Raw genomic sequence first — 18,639 nt, forward strand, 5'->3', positions numbered from 1 at the left:
CTGCCACTTCTCCACACTTAAAGTGTCGCAACAAAGCGTCTAAAGGCAGCTTGTCCTTCTGCTGTTCTCTTGTAGACACCAGCATCTTCGAGCACACGCGCAAAGATCTGGCCAACTGATTCACGGACAAGGGCTTCTGCCTCTGCTTCGTCTGTGATGGCTGGGTGAGTGGCTTTCAAATCATCTGCCCAAGGCTGGTGGTAGGTCGCCACAGTATTCTCACGTCCAATCAAATAGTCTTGAACCTGCTTGAGCTCTTCCTTGAGGCGAGGTGGCAAAATGGCCAAGCCCATGACTTCGATCAGGCCGATATTTTCTTTTTTGATGTGTTGCACATCCGCATGTGGGTGATAAATGCCATCTGGATGCTCTGGTGAGGTTTGGTTGTCACGGAGCACCAAGTCCAATTCATAATGCCCATCACGAATCCGTGCAATGGGGGTAATGGTATGGTGGGGCTGACCGTCGGATGCTGCTAAGACTTGAACGGCTGGATCCGAGTAGCCTCGCCAGGCTGTGAGGATATGGTCTGCCAGGTCAATCAATTGCGCCTTGTTGTCCGATTGCAAGCGGAGAACCGACATGGGCCAATTGACAATTCCTACCGATACAGCCTCAAATCCCTCAACGCTAAAGCTTTCCTCAACAGGAGCTAGCTCCATAGGGAAGGTATGGCGTCCGCCTTGGTAATGGTCATGAGTCAGGATGGATCCCCCTACAATGGGCAGGTCTGCATTGGACCCTGCAAAATAGCCTGGGAAAGTCTCGACAATGGTCAAGAGTCGCTCAAAGGTCTTGCGACTAATGGCCATAGGAACATGCTGGCTATCGAGGAAAATGCAGTGTTCATTGAAGTAGGCATAAGGGGAATACTGAAAGCCCCAGTCATGACCGTCCATGTCAAAACGGATAATCCGATGATTGGCCCGGGCTGGATGGTCTAGGCGACCTTGATAGCCTTCATTTTCAAAGCACAATTGGCAGGCTGGATAATGACTGGCTTTGGCAAGCTTGGCCGCTGCAATGTCTTTAGGATCTTTTTCAGGTTTTGACAGATTGATGGTGATTTCAAGAGAACCGTAGGGAGTTTGTGTCTCAAAGGCAATATTTTGCGCAATGGCTTTGACCTTGATGTAATCATTGCGCTTAGAGAGGGCATAGAAATCCGCAATCGCGTCTTCCTTGGACTGACGGTAGGTCTCCCAAAAGCGATGGTTGACTTGACTAGGACTAGGGGTGATCCAATCCATCAACTCCGCACCCAAACTGTCTTTTGCGGCCATACTATCCTGGATCTTGCTATTTGCAACAGCGATCTCTACCAGCTGATCTTTGAGTGCGATCAACTCTTCTTTTTGAGCTGGGGCGTCTAGCCCTTCTTCTCCAATGCGACTCATGATGCGATTTTTTAGATAAATCCGATCCATCTCTTCGTAGTCACTCGCCGCAATGACGGCTGTGACAAATGCATCTAATACCAGTTCTGTCATCCTATCTCCTTTTTAATCAAGTACCCGTGTCCCCGCCGCAACCTCTGCAATGTAGAAGCTTGGCGCATAGCCAACGACTTCCTCATAGCGTTTGCCGACAACTTCTTTAAATGCTTCAACCTTATCTTTGTTGACAAGGGCGATGGCGCAACCACCAAAGCCTGCTCCCGTCATACGAGCACCAAGCACTCCTTCTTGTTCCCAGGCTGTATGCACCAAGGTATCCAATTCTAGACCTGTCACTTCGTAGTCATGTTCCAAGGATACGTGGGAAGCATTCATGAGACGGCCAAAGCCTTCCAAATCCCCTGCTTCAAGGGCCTTACGAGCTTGGAGGGTCCGTTGGTTTTCAAGTACAGCATGACGAGCCCGTTTGATGCGATTTTCATCCTTGATCAAGTAGCTGTAGGCATCAAAAGACCAGAGATCCAATTCTCCTAAGGTTTGGATATCCAATTTTTCTTGGAGTTCAGAAACGGCGGTTTCGCATTCTGAACGACGTTCATTGTATTTTGAATCCGCTAATTCCCGGCGTTTGTTGGTATTCATGATGACTACGACATTGTCTTTGAGGTCCAGCGGTACCAAATCATACTCTAGGGTGTTGGTATCGAGATAAATAGCTCGTTGGTCAGCTCCCATACCGATGGCAAATTGGTCCATGATCCCAGAGTTGACTCCGATGAAGTGATTTTCAGTTTGTTTCCCGATCTTGACCAGATCTAGACGATCTAAGTGAAGATCATATAGTTTCTCAGCGATGACGCCAATCAAGAGCTCAAGCGATGCTGAAGAAGAAAGACCGGATCCATTTGGAATATTGCCGTAGACATAGACATCCATACCGCTATCAATGACATGACCAGCTTCTTGCAAGAAGTGGAGCACGCCTTTTGGATAGTTGGTCCAGTTGTGCTCTTTTTCAAAGTGGAGATTTTCAAGCGGAACTTCAATGATCCCCTTGTCTTCAAAGTTTCCTGAGAAGAAACGCAAGACCTTATCCTCACGCTTTCTTGCAGCCCCGTAGGTACCAAGTGTAATGGCTGCTGGGAAGACATGCCCACCATTATAGTCCGTGTGTTCACCGATCAGATTAATCCGTCCTGGTGAAAAGAAAGTGTGGTCAGCCTTTCCCCCAAAGACAGCCTGGAATTTTGCTTGTAAATCTTGAGATGTGATTGTTGTCGTCATGAGAAACTCCTTTAGTTTTGTAAACGTTTTTATACTTGTATTATATCTGATCGCAAGTAAAACTTCAAGTGTTTTTAGTAAAATTTTATTAATTTTTTATTTTATGCCCAGAAAGGCGATAACAAAGGGTTTTCCTCCGATTACAACTTCTATTCCATCATTGCCATCTCGAGTTAATTTTAGTAAACTTTTACCAAAAAATCTCAATTGGGAAATCACCCAATTGAGATTCTGAATCCTTTAGTGTTTCTTTCTTGGATAGACAAAAGATCCAAGGAAAGTTAAGAGGCTGATGCCCATGAGGGAGAGGAGGTTCCCTGTTTGACCGGTTTTTGGCAATACCGATGATGCAGGACTTGCTGAAACACTTGCAGGAGCCTGATCAGTGGCTTGTTTCACAGCGATCGGAATAACTTGTGGACGATCAAGAGTGCTAGCTTTTTCTTGCTTGCTAACAAGGACCTGAGTTCCTGTGTTACCAACCTCTACTGGTTGTGTCTGATGGGTTGGTTCTTGGACTGGTGAAGTTGGATCTTGGCCTGGTGAAGTTGGATCTTGGACTTCTGGTGTTGGCAATGGAGCAGGTGCTGGATAGAAAAGACCATGACCAATGCGGTAGGCATACTCTGTTTCCGACATTTTTCCGTCTACAATTTTTGGAATATCAACCGGTAAGGTACCTAGATGTTCCTTGCCATTGAAGATGACTTCCACTCCTGCAGGAATATTAGGACCAAATGCATTGTCTGGTTTGAGGGATTCCGTTGGATCCATTCCCTTATTTCCATAGACTGCTAAAATGGCTTTGGCTGCGGGATAGTTGGCTACATCATAAGGTTTAGAGATAGAAAGGACAGCTGCCTTCTTATGGTTGGTATTGGCATAATTGACGATTTCTGTTGGAATCTTGGTCCGCCAGAAATCTTTATCCAGTTGCCCTTCATAACCGATCTCTGAAATCACTACGATATGGGTGGCTTTTTCAAGGTCTTCTTTTAGACTATCAAGGGTGGATTCCTTAGTGAAGTTCTTGGCCACAAAGGAGGTATCTTTTGGAAGCACTCCATCCGCGATTAAGCGACGCATGCCCAAATTTAGTCCTGGGACTTCATTTTCAAAAGCTCCGAGTAGTAAGACATGGTCCCCTGTTTGCACCTTAAATGGCAAGGTATTGTCTTCATTTTTTACAACCGTCACCGCTGCTGCTGCAATCTTGCGTTCCAAGTCACGGTTGAGGCTAGATCCGACTGCTTCCTCTGCTTTTTCAGCTGTCCGAGCACTTGGATCAAAATTCAGGACCCCACGTTTTTCTTTGAGGGTCAGGATCCGACGAACCGACTCATTTAAGCGTTCTTCTGAGATGTCACCGGTTTGGACCGCATCTACCACTGCATTGACGATGGTATCAATCTTGGTCAAATCGGCTTTGCTGCGAAGGGTCGTTGGCATCAAGACCAGATCAACTCCGGCTTTGATGGCCATCTTCACGGCTTCCACCTCACCGAAGTTCTTAGCAATAGCATCCATTCCCATGGCATCGGAGACAATCACGCCCTTATAGCCGTATTTCTTCCGTACCAAGCCCGTTAAAATATCATCTGAAAGTGTCGCTGGAACATAGATTTTCTCACCCGTTTCTTTTGACACGACCTGATCTTTTTCAATCTGCGGGTATTGGATATGAGCCGTCATCAAGAGGTCGACCCCTTCATCCATAGCTTTTTTGAATGGAAGGAGTTCCAATTTTTCAAGCTCAGCAAGAGATTTATCCACCAATGGCAAACCCGTATGGGAATCGACCGCTGTATCTCCATGACCTGGGAAATGCTTGGCTGCCACAGCTACATTGTAGTCCTGAATGCCCTTCATCATCGGAATACCCAAGTAGGCAACCCGATTTGGGTCAGATGAGAAGGAACGAAGCCCAATCACAGGATTTTGAGGATTGTTATTAGTATCTAGAACTGGAGCGAAGTCCACATTCAAGCCTAGCGCAGAAAGCTCTCGACCGATGATTTGACCGGCTTCTTTCGCTAGTTTGGGATCATTGGTAGCCCCAATGGCCATATTACCAGGAAGGGCTGTACCCGTACCCAAGCGGTAGACGATCCCCCCTTCTTGGTCGATGGCTAACAATAGCGGAATCTTCCCGTTATTGGCCTTGTTTTCGATCGCTGCCTTTTGCATATCTTGCGTCAGAGCCAGAGTTTGCTTGGTTTCTTTGACGTTTTCAGCAAAAAGAATGACGCCTCCAAAATCATATTTATCAATCGCATCTGCTACTTCAGCATTGACCTTGGTGAGATCCTGTGGCGACTCCTGATTGGCCTCCTGCCACTTACGGAAGTCCGGCATGATCATTTGAGTCACTTTTTGCTTGAGTGGCATGTTTTCAATCAGTTTTTCCACTTCAGGAGATGCCGTCTCTGTTGAAGTTACCGTTGGAGAAGCAGCAGGGACAGCTGCACGATCTGTTGAAGTCGGCGTTTCGGACACTTCTCCCTGATTTTCTGTGGTGCTTTCTGGCGTTGGAGAAGCCACCACCTCTTCTACTGTTGCTGCCGGTTCATTAGCTTGATCCGACGCTTGAGCTGTGTCTGCTTTTGCTGTTTGAACGGATAATAGAGCAAAAGCCGTTAATAGGGCCGCAGATGGATAAATGATTTTTTTCATAAAGCGACCTCCTTTCTTTCAATAGATATTGTACCATTGTTTTATAGTTTTGTAAACGGTTACAATATCTAAAATAAAAAAATAGGATAAGCATTTTTTTACTTATCCTTTAGTTCGTTCATATTTTTTTAAAACACCATTTCTTGACCATTTTCTGTCACTTGGTAAGTGCCCTCAGCAAGATCAATTCGGGCTACTGCTGTGACAGTTTGGTCTTTATTTTGGCGCGTGATGACAATGGTATGATCATCTGGTGTTTCCACCTCAATGCTTCCTTCTAGATCAAAAGCTTTCGAGTTATTCCGGAAGCTAAAGAGTTTGAGAAGGGATTGCACGACTGGACGCTCTACTTCTTTAGCGATTTCTTCATTGCTGTAGTAATGACGGTTGATATTGCGGCCTTCTTTGGTGTTTTCTAAGAGTTCCAAATCATTCTTCCCAGCTAGGAATCCAACATAATAAACCTGTGGAATACCTGGTGCAAAGGCTTGAATTAAACGGGCTAGGAAGTACTTACGATCATCATCTCCAAGCGCTGAATAGTAAGTCGAATTGATTTGGTAGATATCCAAGTTGTTGTACTCTGCTGTTGAATATTTGCGTTTAACATTTGCTCCTACCTTATAAAGTTCATTTGAAGCATAGTCAATCTCTTCATCCGTCAAGATATCCTTGACATCGACCACCCCAATCCCATCATGGGTATCGAGCGTCGTGAATTGCTTCATCGGACTCATCTTCAACCACTTGGCAAGACGCTCCACTTTTGAACTATAGAGGGTATAGAGGGTTACCATTGGAAGTGCGAAGTCATAGACATAATAGTCGTGATCGGCAATCTTAAATTGGATGGAATAGTGCTCATGAATCTCTGGAAGAAGCTCAGCACCGTAGCCTGCCGCCATATCGCGCACCTTATCCAACAAATCCCAAATGTCTGGCTCCACGAAGAAATCATTGGTGTCCAATTTCTTCACCGCATAGGCAAAGGCGTCCAAACGAATGAGGTCACAGCCATTGCTCGCCAGGTGTTCGATGGTCTTGCGAATAAAGTCCATGGTCACGTCCTTGGTCACGTCTAGGTCAATCTGCTCTTCCCCGAAAGTATTCCAGAGATGCTCAGTCGTCCCATCCGCAAAAGTGATGGCTTGCTTGGGAGCTCGGTCTTTGCGCTTATAAATCAAATCTATATCTGCTTGAGTAGGACGATTCTCCGGCCAGAACTTATCCCAGTTGAGAAAGAGATCCTTGTAGGCACTTTGGTCGTGCTTTTCTTGGTAGTCCTTGTAGTATTTAGATTGACGAGAAATGTGATTGATCATAAAGTCAAACATAAGATAGTACTTGTCGCCCAAGCGTTTGACATCTTCCCAATCTCCAAAGGCTGGATCCACTTGGTCATAGTCCACAGGCGCAAAGCCACGGTCACCAGTTGAAGGGAAAAATGGCAAGAGGTGAACCCCACCTACTGCATCCCCAAAGTGCTTCTCCAGATTTTCATAGAGATCCTTCAGGTTATTTCCCAAGCTATCTGAGTAAGTAATTAACATGGTTTTGTTTTGAATTGGCATAATGGCTTCCTTTTCTTTTTTTTTTGAAAGCCAAGTCTTAGGAGACCTGGCTTTCTTGAGTTTATAAACTTTAAGAATTGCTTCTTAGGATACGATTGAAATCAGCAAGCTGAATCGTCCCTTTGTATCTTATTTCACTGCGCCGTTGCTCATTCCTGCGATGATATGGCGTTGGAAGAAGAGATAGACAATGGTGATACTGATAATGCCGACAACGTAGGAAGCAAAGCTTGGTCCGTAGTCGTTGAAATATTGGCCTGCATAGTTGTATTGGAACAAAGGTAAGGTCCACATTTTGGAATCCCGGTTCAAGACAAGGAGTGGCAACATGAAGTCATTCCAGAACCAAAGAGCATTGATGATCATGGTTGTCGCATGCATGGGTTTCATCATTGGGAAGATGATGCGGAAATAGGTTGTAAACTTATTAGCCCCATCGATCTCTGCTGCTTCATCCAAACTTTCTGGGATAGAGATTTTGATATAGCCGACATAGAGGAAGAGGGTCTGTGGAATCGCATAGGTCAAGTAGAGCAAGATCAAACCAAAGGTGTTAGCCAAACCGAGTTTACTCATCATAACCGTAATCGGAATCATGATAACTTGGAAAGGTACGAAAATCCCAAGAATCAAGAGAGTGTACATGATAGTAAAGGCTTTTCTCTTACTCATATTGCGTGCGATGGAGTAGGCTGCCATGGGGATAAAGATCATTACTGCAAGTAAAGACAAGACAGTGATGACGACAGAGTTCCAATAATAGCCTCCGATTCCATCAGCCAAAAGTCGGCTAAAGTTGTCCCATGTGAAATTCGTCGGGAATCCAAAGAAATTATCTACAATATCTTTGGTAGGTTTGAAGGAACTAAAGAGGGTGGCAAGGAGCGGCACTAAAATCAGAACCGATCCTAGAATCAATAGAATGTATTTGCCAATCAAGGCTTTTCTTTCATCTTGTTTCATCGTGCTTCTCCTCTTAAATTTCAAATTTCTTAGATACTCTCAATTGGATGATCGAAATCACTACAATCAAGAAGAACAAGATTACGGCAATGGCATTGGCATAACCGAATTGGTTGTTTTTAAAGGCGTAATTATAAACCAAGAGCCCAAGGGAGGTTGTGGCATTGTTTGGACCCCCACCAGTCATGGCAAAGACTTGGTCAAAGGCGGTAAGCCCACCTTTTAGGGCTAGGATAAAGACCATAGAGACACTTGGTAGCAAGTAAGGCAATTCAACATTCCAGAAGACTTGCTTGCTAGTCGCACCATCGATTCTTGCTGCTTCTGTAATTTCAGATGGGATAGATTGCAGACCAGCTAGGAAGATAATGATGGGCATAGCTACTCCTTGCCAAAGAAGGACAAAGACAGCCGCGAAGATCGCTCCCCACTTAGTCCCTAAAAGACTGGTTTGAAGAAACTCGATATGAAGGGCATTCCCAATTGCTGGAAGACCGTAGTTGAAGACTTGTTTGAAAATCAGAGCCACTGTCAAACCAGACAAAACTGCTGGGAAGAAGAACCAAGCACGGAAGAAGGTTTGGCCTTTGATCTTAGAGTTCAAGACACGCGCAATGAAGATCCCAAGGGCAATCTCACCAACTACCATAGCAATCGTGATGATTGCAGTAAAGCCAATAGCATTCATGAATTTTGGATCCATAAAGAGGAGCTTAAAGTTGTTCAAGCCGACAAACTTGTAGTTATAGGTCAAACCTGTCCAGTTGGTAAAACTGTAAAAGGCTCCTTGGAACATTGGCACATAGAAGAAAATTGCTTGTAATAAGAGGGGAATGACCACAAAAGCCCATGCCCAATATTTTTGTAATACTTTTTTCATTGTCTCTCTACTCCTAATCCACATCCGCTTTCATCGGGTTAAAGAAGGCATTCAAATCATTGACCATTCCTTGTTTATCACCTGTCAAGACATAGTAAATCGTCAAGGTATGGAAGTCTGCTTCACTGGTCCAGTATTGTTGCAACCACACCAAGTGACGATCCGTAAAGGCATATTTGGTCATCCCAGCAAGCGGTGAATCCTCTCCTGCTTGTTTGACCCCTTCGATCGCTGTTGGAGATCCGTCCACATCATAGTACTTTTGCATGACTTCTGGACGGGTCATGTATTCCACAAAGGCATTGGCTTCTTTTGGATGTTTGGTAGTAGCTGAGATAGACCATGCTAAGTCTCCCGCACCAACGGTTAAGCTTTGTCCTTTTTCTTTCCCTGGAATCATGAAAGTCCCAATCTTAAATTTCGGTTTTTGTTCATTGATCGCGGTGATAGCCCAAGATCCATTTGGTGTCATGAGGACATCCCCACGCGCGAAGGCTCCGATAACGTCTGTATAACCTGCACCTTCCCAGTTCTTTTGCTTCGAACCTTTAATGCGAAGGATATCCATGACCTTGATGTCATCTTTCATAATCGGATCAGACAATTTAATGGAATTTGGCTTAGAATAACGAAGGTATTGGTTGGCTTCTTTTCCTCCACCTGCTGCTGTCGCAAAGGCCAATTGATTGTAACCATTGAGGGTCCAAGCTTCTGCTCCTGCAATCCCAAATGGGGTTTGTCCTTTGGCAACGATGTCTTTTACCAACTGTTCAAATTCGTCCCAAGTTTCAGGAACCTTCAAGCCCAATTCTTCGAATTTATCTTTGTTGTAGTAGATTCCGTAAGCATTGGCTGTGAAAGGAACGTTGTAGACTTTTCCATTTACGGCATATTTTTCAGCGTAGCCGTTTTTCACGCGTTTGAGATAGTCTTTATTGCTTAAATCTTCGAAGACACCCGCTTTTGCCCATTCTTGCAATTCGATGGACTGTGGGTAAATATTGACTACATCTGGCACATCTCCTGCGAGAACACGTGTTTTCAATACTTCACCAGCATTTGGTACATTGACAACTTTGACCTTAACCTTTGGATTTTCCTTTTCAAAATCACGCGCGATTTCTTCCAAGGTTTTGGTCATTTCTTTTTTCTGGTTGAAATACTCGATGGTCACTGTGCCATCCGCAGATTTTCCATCGTTGGAGCAAGCACCGAGCCCAAACAAGGCTAGGCCTGTAGTCGCAAGAAGTCCGATTTTTTTATACCATTTCATTTGGCTGTCTCCTTTTATTTTTTGACAAAAACATATTGTTTAGTGAGGAAATCTCCCTGAGGAAGAATGACGGTTAAGCCAGCATACATGAGCTCAGCTCCTGAATAGACTTGGTCCGTCCCTTTTAAGCTATAGAGCGCATCTTCTTCCAATCCTTTGAGTTTCAGGGTCGGCTCGATCTCCTCAACCGTTGATAAGACTCGTACATAAGTTACAACTGTGCGGTCTTGATAAGTAAACTGGACGGCTGCTTGATTGCTACCATGGCTTGGATTGATCAAGCGGTAGTGTTTTCCGAATTGAACAAGTGGTCGAATCGTTTTGTAATGAGCGACTTGAGCTGCGATCTTATCCAACTCTTCTTGCGGAAGACTGGTTAGATCCAATTCATAGCCCAGATTTCCCATCATAGCTACATGACCTCGCGTTTCAAGCGGTGTCATCCTTCCCATCTGGTGATTTGGAACCGCTGATACATGAGCCCCCATAGAAATGGTAGGATAGAGGTAGCTAGAACCATACTGGATCGGAAGTCTGGCAATGGCATCCGTATTGTCACTTGCCCAGACCTGAGGGAAGTAACGGATCATACCGAGGTCATTGCGACCACCACCTCCGGAGCAGGACTCAAAGAGGATGTTCTCGTATTTCTCTGTTAAGTATGAAACCACTTCATAGAGACCCAAGATATACGCATGGGATTGCATCTTGGTTTCAAGGTAGTTTTTACCATTTCCAAGTTTGGTGATATTCCGATTCATATCCCATTTGATATAGTCGATCTCATGCTTTCCAAGTAAGTCATCCAAGACCTGCTTGATATAAGCAATCACTTCTCTATTTGAGAAATCAAGTACTAGTTGATTCCGTGAATAGGTGTGTTCGTAACCTGGGACTTGAATAGCCCAGTCTGGATGAGCACGGTAGAGGTCGCTATCAACAGAAATCATTTCTGGCTCCACCCAAAGGCCAAATTGAAGTCCCTTGTCATGGATGCCTTGGATCAATTCTGCTAGGCTTCCTCCTAATTTTTCTTCATTGACAGTCCAGTCACCAAGGGCCCGATTGTCATCATAACGATTGCCAAACCAGCCATCATCAAGAACAAAGAGTTCGATCCCCACTTTTTGAGCCTCATCCGCTAGCTCCAATAATTTGTCTTTCTTAAAATCAAAGTAGGTTGCTTCCCAGTTGTTGATCAGAATTGGACGTTCTTTATGAGCAAACTGGCTAGGAATGATATGATCTTGGACAAATGCTTGACTCTCTTGACTGAGACCAGTCAATCCCTTATGGGAGTAGCTAATCATGGCTACCGGTGTATCAAAGCTCTGATTCGGTGCCAACTCCCAGGCAAAGTTTTCTGGATTGATTCCCAATCCAACCCGAACTTCATTGAGTTGATTTTTTTGAACAAATCCTTCAAAATTTCCACTGTAGAGCAGTTGGAAGGCAAGGGCAGAGCCGGCATCTTCGGTCACTTCATGGTCAGCAAGGATGAGGGCTGGGGTCTGGGCGTGTCCAGAAGCACCACGGTTGGAGCTAATAGAGAAGATTCCTTGTTCCACTTGCTGACGGCGGACTGTTTTTTCTCTCGCATAGGCCCCTTGAAGGGTGATGACATCGTAGTCACCAGCTGGGACATCGGCCAACACACTAAGAGCCTTATGGATCACGACGGTTTCATCACTGCAGTTTTCAATCTTTGAAAAGCTAGTGATGGTTGCCCGATCCTCGTAAGCCGTGTAATAAAGGGTCAAACGAAGAGCCGCTTGATTATCTTCAAAGACCAGGGCTAAGGTTTCAGCACTATCTACTGTATGTGGATTGGGAAGACCAGTTGCCTCGACACTGCCAGAGTAGATATTGGCTCCGACATAGAGGAAATCCGTCACCTCTGTGGCACCATGCTGGATTTGAATAGACGGCTTTCGAAAATCTCCAAGCCCGTGCTGTCCTAAGATCTGACGCTGGGTATCCAAGCTGAAGGTTCGATGGTCAGGTGTTGGATTTCCTGAGAAAGCATGATCCTTCTCATGCACGGTATTGGAAAAATGATAAGACGGGATCGGACGCCCCAGATGCTTAAGCATCAGGTAGCCATCTCGATTTTCAAGGATCAGGCTCAGTCCCTTACTTTCTACATAGAACAAATTCTGTTCAATACGAATTGCCATATCTTCCTCCATTGGACCCGAAAAAATATCACTATGTATTTTTATTTTCAGTTCCAATAACTTTCTTTTTTAGCATGTCTTTATTTTACTTGATGTAAACGCTTTCGGAAATAGAATTTTGTTGGACATATATGGTAAAATGTTAGGTAGGAGGTTTACCTATGTTAGTCTTTTCAGAATACCAAACCGACACCATTGATCTAGCCCTTGATTTTTACGGCTACGAAGATTGCCCCAAGAACTACGAATTCGGACCTAGCGTCCGTGACAATTTTGTTCTGCATTTTATCACCAAGGGAAAAGGTGTCTTTCACATCAATAAAAATGAAATCCATTTAGAAGCCGGGGATCTCTTCCTTCTCCCTAAAAATATGGTGACCTACTACCAGGCAGACGCAGAAGATCCTTGGTCCTACTACTGGATTGGGATTAGCGGCACCAAGGTGAGTGATTTCATGCGCTTTTCAACCTTACATGCCAAAGGCTTTCTAAAGAAAGATGAGGTGGACACAGAGCGGATCGGGCTGTTTATGGAGCAGCTTGTCCACAAGGCAGAGGACTCTAAGATGACCTCGCACTACCAACTCCACCTTCTCTCTCAGATCTATGAACTGCTATTTCTTATCAGTGAAGTGGCACCCGATATCCATCGGAGCCACCCATCTCCAACCTATCAACTCTACCTGACCTGCAAGCATGTGATTGAGACGTATTACGCAAAAGAGCATCTCAGTATTCAAGAGATCGCTGATGACCTCAATGTCCATCGCTCCTATCTGACAACTGTTTTTAAGGAGTTTCACCAGATCTCTCCCAAAGAATTCCTGCACTCGGTCCGCATGCAACGTGCCCAGCAGTTACTGACCAATACAGACGAAAGCATCAAGATTGTTGCTTACTCGGTTGGCTTTTCAGATCCCCTTTATTTTTCAAAGGCTTTTAAGGCCTATAGTCACCTGACTCCTAGCCAATATCGCAGCAAACATAAAATTTAGTAAAAATTTATTTCTTTTTACTAGCATTTAGAGTATACTGGAACTAGTAAGCAATAAAGGATGAACTATGGCAACGATTAAAGACATTGCAGAAAAAGCAGGCGTTTCTCAGGCAACGGTCTCTCGCGTCCTCAACCAGGATGCGACCTTATCGGTTGGTGAAGACACTCGCAGTCGGATTCTTCGCATCGCTGAGGACCTGCATTACCAAAAGAAAAGCCGCAAAACAGCGCCTCAACCAGTCGAAGATTCTCATAAAATCGTCATCTTTGAATGGTACACGCGCGAAGAAGAATTAGAGGACCTCTACTACTATGCCATTCGGATGGGCTTGGAGAAACAAGCCCAGGAATTAGGCTATGAGATCTTTCGTATCTTCAACAAAGACGATTGGTCTTTGATTCAGGAAGCAGACGGCATTATTGCTCTTGGAAAATTCAGTCCCAAGACCATTCAAGATCTAGAAAGCTACGGCAAACCCCTGATCTTTGTCGATAGCAATACCCTCTATCTGGGGCATTCTTGCGTGACGACAGATTTAGAAGATTCTGTTATCACCGCTCTCGAGCATTTCCTTGAGCATCATCACAAGGAGATCGGACTCTTGGTTGGTCAAGAAGAGACCGCAGATGCGACACCGCTTCAGATGGATCCTCGTCAACGAGTCTTTCAACAGTTTCTCACGGGAAAAGGGCTTTATGAGGAGCGCTTTGTCGCTGTCGGTCAGTTCTCAACTGAGTCAGGCTATCAGATGATGGAGCAGCTGATTCAATCACTGGGCGACGACTTACCAACTGCCTTTTTCATGGCCAGTGATGCCATAGCTGTCGGGGCCCTTCGGTCCCTCCAGGAGCACCAAATCGCTGTGCCTGATCGTGTCAGTCTCATTTCCTTCAATGATACCTCGATTGCTAAGTATGTCTTTCCGGCCCTCTCTACAGTGACCGTCTACACAGAGGAAATGGGCAAGCAAGCCATTCAGATGTTGCGGCAGACCTTTCAAGGGAGTCAACCAAGTGTTCCCTGCATGGTCAAATTAGCCACCAAACTGACGATTCGAGACAGCAGTCGCTAGGAGGTCTTAGTCTTATGAAAACACACGAAATCCTCTTTCAAACTCTTTCTCAGGCAGATGATTATGTTAACGGGGAACAGTTGGCAAAAGAATTAGGCGTTTCCCGCACCTCCATCTGGAAGGCCATTCAGCGCCTGGAAAAAGATGGGGTCGTCATCGAATCCCTAAAAAAGAAGGGCTATAGACTGGTCTCAGGCGATATTCTTCTTCCTGAAGTCATCGCAAGCAATACCCAGTTGACCGTGTCCTTGAATGAAGAATGCAGCTCCACCCAATTGGACGCAAAATTAGGCATGGAAGCCCATAAAGAGGGTAATGCTCTCTACCTGGCCAAGTCCCAATCTGCCGGAAAGGGCCGCTTTGGTCGCGACTACTACTCTCCCGATCAAGGCGGCATCTATATGTCTCTTCATCTCAAGCCCCAACTCCCACCTGCGGAGCTCCCCCCTTATACCCTCATGGTCGCAGGAGCCATCTATAAGGCTATTAAAAATCTGACCCTGATCGATGTCGATATCAAATGGGTCAATGATATTTACTATCGCCATAAAAAAATTGGGGGAATCCTAACCGAAGCTATCACATCCATCGAGACTGGCCTTGTCACGGATGTCATTATCGGAGTCGGTCTCAATTTGGCTATCTCTACTTTTCCAGATGAGCTAGAAAGCAAGGCTGGTTCCTTATTTGAAGGCCCTTGTCCCATCACCCGAAATGACCTCATCAGCGAGATTTGGAGAGAATTTCTTCATACGGATATCGATGAACTGGTCTACCTCTACAAAGAGCGCTCCCTGGTCTTAGGACGAACTGTCACCTTTGAGCAGAACCAGCAGACCTATCAGGGCCTCGCCAAAGACATTTCCGATACCGGCCAACTCTTGGTCCAGTTAGAAAATCAAGAAGAAATCTGGCTCAACAGTGGAGAAATCTCATTGACGAAATGGTGAAAATAAGTATAGAAAAAGCCACCCGAGGGTGGTTTTTTTGATCTATTTTGAAAGCTCCTTCTACCCAAAAACTACGGAACTTCATTCTTTTTAAGATATCCATAACTAGTTACGGCTTTAACTCTTGCTCCATTTTTTTACAAAGCGATTTAATTCTGTTTGCACTTTTTCTAGGAGCTCTGTTTGCTGAGAATCACTGACCCCAACTCGGTTAGTGGTCCCATCTTTCTCCGTATGGAAATAACTAGCATGTAGTAATACCCACTCTTTATCTAATGAAAAGGCTGCATCTATTTTTTCACCCTCAATGATCGTTGAAGAGGTAATCCAGATTTTATTATCATCTGGACTAGGTACTCGTACCATCCATTTCAAATCCCCATCCATTTCCAGATGGTCTATGCCACCCGCACGTCTGATCTCTGCGTCTGAAGGAATCCCATAGCCAGCTTCTCTAATGGCATTGGCATTACGATGATCAAGTATTCTTGCCAGCAATTCAATTTTATTTTTAGATGAAAAATTTGGAGCTGGTTGTTTATCCGGAACAAAGAGAAGCCAAGCTACTAACACAGTCATTCCTAACAATAGAAAGATCAATCCCTTTTTTAGCACAGACATCCTCCTTTCCTCACGTCTTTTCTAGCTCCGCTTCAATGTATGTCTAGTATAGCACAAACCACCGCGAGGGTGGTTCGTTATTATCATAATTAAAACACACCAAAAGTTATATTTTTTTAACTTTTGGTGTGTTGATATATTAAGGCTCATTATTGATAACAGAACCACCACTATCGAATGTATAAGAAACACCGTCTATAATTAAAGTTTTATTCGATGCAAATGCACCACCATCATTTGGATCTGCATAACGTCTAAATCCGTTTAAATCAAGCCAGCCTGTTTTCAATTCGCAAGTAATTGGATCAAAATTATAAAGTTTCCCATCTATAGTATAAGTATAACCACAATATGCCCCTTCTGATGTAAGGTAATACTTCTTCCCATCTATGTCTTGCCAACCTAACAGTCGTTCTCCACTTTCTGGGTCATAATAATACCATTTTTTAACATCAATTTGTCGGGATATCCAACCTGTTTTCATATCGGCATTAACTGGATCGAAATAATATTCTTTTCCACCTATATTATTGAATCCTTTTAATGCATGATTATGAACAGAATAGTCTGCAAAGTAATACCATTTACCATCTATCTGTTGCCACCCCTTTAATGCGGCTCCACTTACTGGATCGTAATAAGACCAATTTGTACCATTAAGACCTGGTGTAGATATCCAACCTGTTTTCATATCACCATTAACAGGATCAAAATAATATTTTTTTTCATCAATAATCTGCTTACCTCTAGCTATCCAATATGAATACAAGTAATACCATTTACCATCTATCTGTTGCCACCCCTTTAATCGGGCTCCACTCACTGGATCAAAATAAGACCAGTCTTTGAATAGGCTACCATTAGTCTCCCTATGCTCCTCTAAATACCAGCCGGTTATCATATAACCTCTTTCATCAAATCTATAAACATTTTTGTCAATATAAGCTAATGTATCTTTATAATAAGATCCATTATTTGTTGAATACCACCAGCCAATATTATCTTGATGCCAATCAGCCTTAACTTGAGATGCTAGAGCTAAAAGAAATATTACTAATACACCACCTAACAAAAGCTTAGTTATTTTTTTCATTTTTTTCCTCCTTATATCACCAGATGTATACGCTTTCATTGTAGCATCTTTATTACTTTAAATCAAATAATGTGTGGATAGAGTGAGGTCGTAATCACCAAATAAAATATAAAGTCTGTCACTGTACGTTTTTAAATAAAATAAGAGAAAATGTCATCTGGAAGAGAACTCAAAAGCTAGTTTTAAAAATAACGTTCCCTACGTACTTAGAAATTATCAAAAGTTTAGCAACTAGTTTTATCAAAGACTAGCTATAAGTAAGGATCTAAATGAAGCTTCTTAACTACCAAATAACTCACTCTGATTGTATAATGTAATTCTTTTTCATAGTTAAAAACACCTCAAAAGTTAGAAAAAATTGACTTTTGAGGTGTTGACCAGTTAAGGCGCATTATTGATAAGAATGCTATTGTAATCGAATGTGTATGAAATACCATCTATAACTAAAGTTTTATTTGTTGCAAGTGCCCCACCATCGTTAGGATCTGCATAATATTTGTTTCCCAACGCCTCAATCCAGCCTATCTTCAATTCATAAGTATCTGGATCAAAATAATACATTTTTCCATCTATTCTTTGATGCCGTTTCAATGCCCCATTCCAACCAAAGTAATACATTTTCCCATCTATTTCTTGCCAACCTTCTACTTTGGCTCCACTTACAGGGTCGAAATACAACTTTTCTGTCCCATAATTGTATTGTTTAGATACCCATCCTGTTTGCATATCACAATTAATCGGGTCGAAATAATAATCTTTTCCATCTATACTCCAGAAACCAGTTACTGCATGATAATATTGAGGAAAGTAATACCATTTACCATCTATGTTTTGCCAACCTTCTACTTTGGCTCCACTTTCAGGGTCGAAATAATTCCAAATTGTATTTGAATTTTGTTGTTCGGATAGCCAACCCGTTTTCATATCACCATTAACAGGATCAAAATAATAATATTTCCCATCTATGTCTTGATTACCCATAAGTGCCCCGTCTTTAGTAAGGTAATACCACTTTCCATCTATATTTTGCCAGCCCAGTTTTTTATCACCATTTACTGGATCAAAATAAGACCAGTTTTTGATAATCCCATAATTACTATCATTACGCTCCCATATTAGCTGCCAGCCGGTCATCATATAACCTCTGTCATCAAATTTATACCACTTCTCGTTAATCTTAGCTTCCGTGTTTTTATAATAAGAACCATCGTTTAGTGAATACCACCAACCAACATTATCTTGATGCCAATCAGCCTTAACTTGAGATACTGGAGTTAAAAACAATATTACTAATGCACCACCTAGCAAAAACTTAGTTGTTTTTTTCATTTTCATTTCCTCCTTATGTTTTTTGTATACGCTTTCATTGTAGCATGTTTATTTCTCTAAATCAAATAATGTGTGAATATAAGGAGAGCTACTATCAATGAATTTAAGGACAAACTAAAAAAATTCTCACATTTTTTTATAACAACAGAGGCACTTACTCCTCTACTTATTTTCTTCCAAAACATTGCCAATGTCCATTTAATGTCAAATACAATCTGACTTATCTATCAATTGTTTATTTATCGATTGCGAAATTCCCTAAAACTAGTAATTTGAAAAATAATAAAATTTTAAAAATCTTAAATTAAGTCTTGAATATTCATCATAACAAACTCTCAACTTTTCGGAAATCGTTTCT

The 18,639-nt window shown here is 43.1% G+C and carries 14 protein-coding genes; 3 read left to right on the plus strand and 11 right to left on the minus strand.

Going from position 1 to position 18,639, the window contains the following annotated elements; genetic code table 11:
- Positions 1-17: 17 nt before the first annotated feature.
- From galT to RIN70_RS06545, 8 genes are all read right to left on the minus strand, one after another.
- A complete protein-coding gene (gene galT, locus RIN70_RS06510; RefSeq protein ID WP_049515082.1) occupies positions 18-1,490 on the minus strand; it encodes a UDP-glucose--hexose-1-phosphate uridylyltransferase in 1,473 nt (490 codons plus the stop codon).
- Between the two features lie 12 nt (positions 1,491-1,502).
- Positions 1,503-2,681 (minus strand): galactokinase, encoded by a 1,179-nt coding sequence (locus RIN70_RS06515; RefSeq protein WP_371106569.1) that lies wholly within the window; start codon positions 2,679-2,681, stop codon positions 1,503-1,505.
- Between the two features lie 240 nt (positions 2,682-2,921).
- A complete protein-coding gene (locus RIN70_RS06520) occupies positions 2,922-5,354 on the minus strand; it encodes a glycoside hydrolase family 3 N-terminal domain-containing protein (protein ID WP_313790459.1) in 2,433 nt (810 codons plus the stop codon).
- A gap of 128 nt (positions 5,355-5,482) precedes the next feature.
- Positions 5,483-6,925, minus strand: a complete 1,443-nt coding sequence (gene gtfA / locus RIN70_RS06525; RefSeq protein WP_313790460.1) for a sucrose phosphorylase — start codon at positions 6,923-6,925, stop codon at positions 5,483-5,485.
- 129 nt (positions 6,926-7,054) lie between these two features.
- Positions 7,055-7,888, minus strand: coding sequence for a carbohydrate ABC transporter permease (locus RIN70_RS06530; RefSeq protein ID WP_021153463.1), 834 nt, complete (start codon positions 7,886-7,888; stop codon positions 7,055-7,057).
- Between the two features lie 13 nt (positions 7,889-7,901).
- Positions 7,902-8,768: a carbohydrate ABC transporter permease gene (locus tag RIN70_RS06535; protein WP_021153464.1), complete on the minus strand. Its 867-nt coding sequence runs from the start codon at positions 8,766-8,768 to the stop codon at positions 7,902-7,904.
- Positions 8,769-8,781: 13 nt separating this feature from the next.
- On the minus strand, positions 8,782-10,041 hold the full coding sequence (locus RIN70_RS06540) for an extracellular solute-binding protein (RefSeq protein ID WP_313790461.1): 1,260 nt from the start codon (positions 10,039-10,041) through the stop codon (positions 8,782-8,784).
- Positions 10,042-10,055: 14 nt separating this feature from the next.
- Positions 10,056-12,218 carry an alpha-galactosidase gene (locus RIN70_RS06545; protein ID WP_049518002.1) on the minus strand — a complete coding sequence of 721 codons (2,163 nt, stop codon included), beginning with the start codon at positions 12,216-12,218 and terminating at the stop codon, positions 10,056-10,058.
- 161 nt (positions 12,219-12,379) lie between these two features.
- On the opposite strand from RIN70_RS06545, the gene RIN70_RS06550 reads away from it, so the two are divergent.
- From RIN70_RS06550 to birA, 3 genes are all read left to right on the plus strand, one after another.
- Positions 12,380-13,213: an AraC family transcriptional regulator gene (locus tag RIN70_RS06550; RefSeq protein ID WP_049518003.1), complete on the plus strand. Its 834-nt coding sequence runs from the start codon at positions 12,380-12,382 to the stop codon at positions 13,211-13,213.
- A gap of 67 nt (positions 13,214-13,280) precedes the next feature.
- Positions 13,281-14,288: a LacI family DNA-binding transcriptional regulator gene (locus tag RIN70_RS06555; RefSeq protein ID WP_313790462.1), complete on the plus strand. Its 1,008-nt coding sequence runs from the start codon at positions 13,281-13,283 to the stop codon at positions 14,286-14,288.
- 14 nt (positions 14,289-14,302) lie between these two features.
- On the plus strand, positions 14,303-15,238 hold the full coding sequence (gene birA, locus RIN70_RS06560) for a bifunctional biotin--[acetyl-CoA-carboxylase] ligase/biotin operon repressor BirA (protein ID WP_313790463.1): 936 nt from the start codon (positions 14,303-14,305) through the stop codon (positions 15,236-15,238).
- Positions 15,239-15,355: 117 nt separating this feature from the next.
- Here the strand turns inward: birA and RIN70_RS06565 are convergent, their stop codons facing one another.
- The 3 genes from RIN70_RS06565 to RIN70_RS06575 all read right to left on the minus strand — a co-directional run bounded on the left by RIN70_RS06565 (position 15,356) and on the right by RIN70_RS06575 (position 18,281).
- The gene (locus RIN70_RS06565) at positions 15,356-15,859 is read right to left on the minus strand and encodes a hypothetical protein (RefSeq protein ID WP_272144535.1); all 504 of its coding nucleotides are present in this window, start codon (positions 15,857-15,859) and stop codon (positions 15,356-15,358) included.
- A gap of 139 nt (positions 15,860-15,998) precedes the next feature.
- Positions 15,999-16,952 (minus strand): N-acetylmuramoyl-L-alanine amidase family protein, encoded by a 954-nt coding sequence (locus RIN70_RS06570; protein ID WP_272144537.1) that lies wholly within the window; start codon positions 16,950-16,952, stop codon positions 15,999-16,001.
- Between the two features lie 381 nt (positions 16,953-17,333).
- On the minus strand, positions 17,334-18,281 hold the full coding sequence (locus RIN70_RS06575; protein WP_272144538.1) for a cell wall-binding protein: 948 nt from the start codon (positions 18,279-18,281) through the stop codon (positions 17,334-17,336).
- Positions 18,282-18,639 lie beyond the last annotated feature (358 nt).

It is taken from the genome of Streptococcus parasanguinis (genome assembly GCF_032163505.1).
In the GTDB taxonomy this organism is placed as follows: Bacteria; Bacillota; Bacilli; order Lactobacillales; family Streptococcaceae; genus Streptococcus; species Streptococcus parasanguinis_V.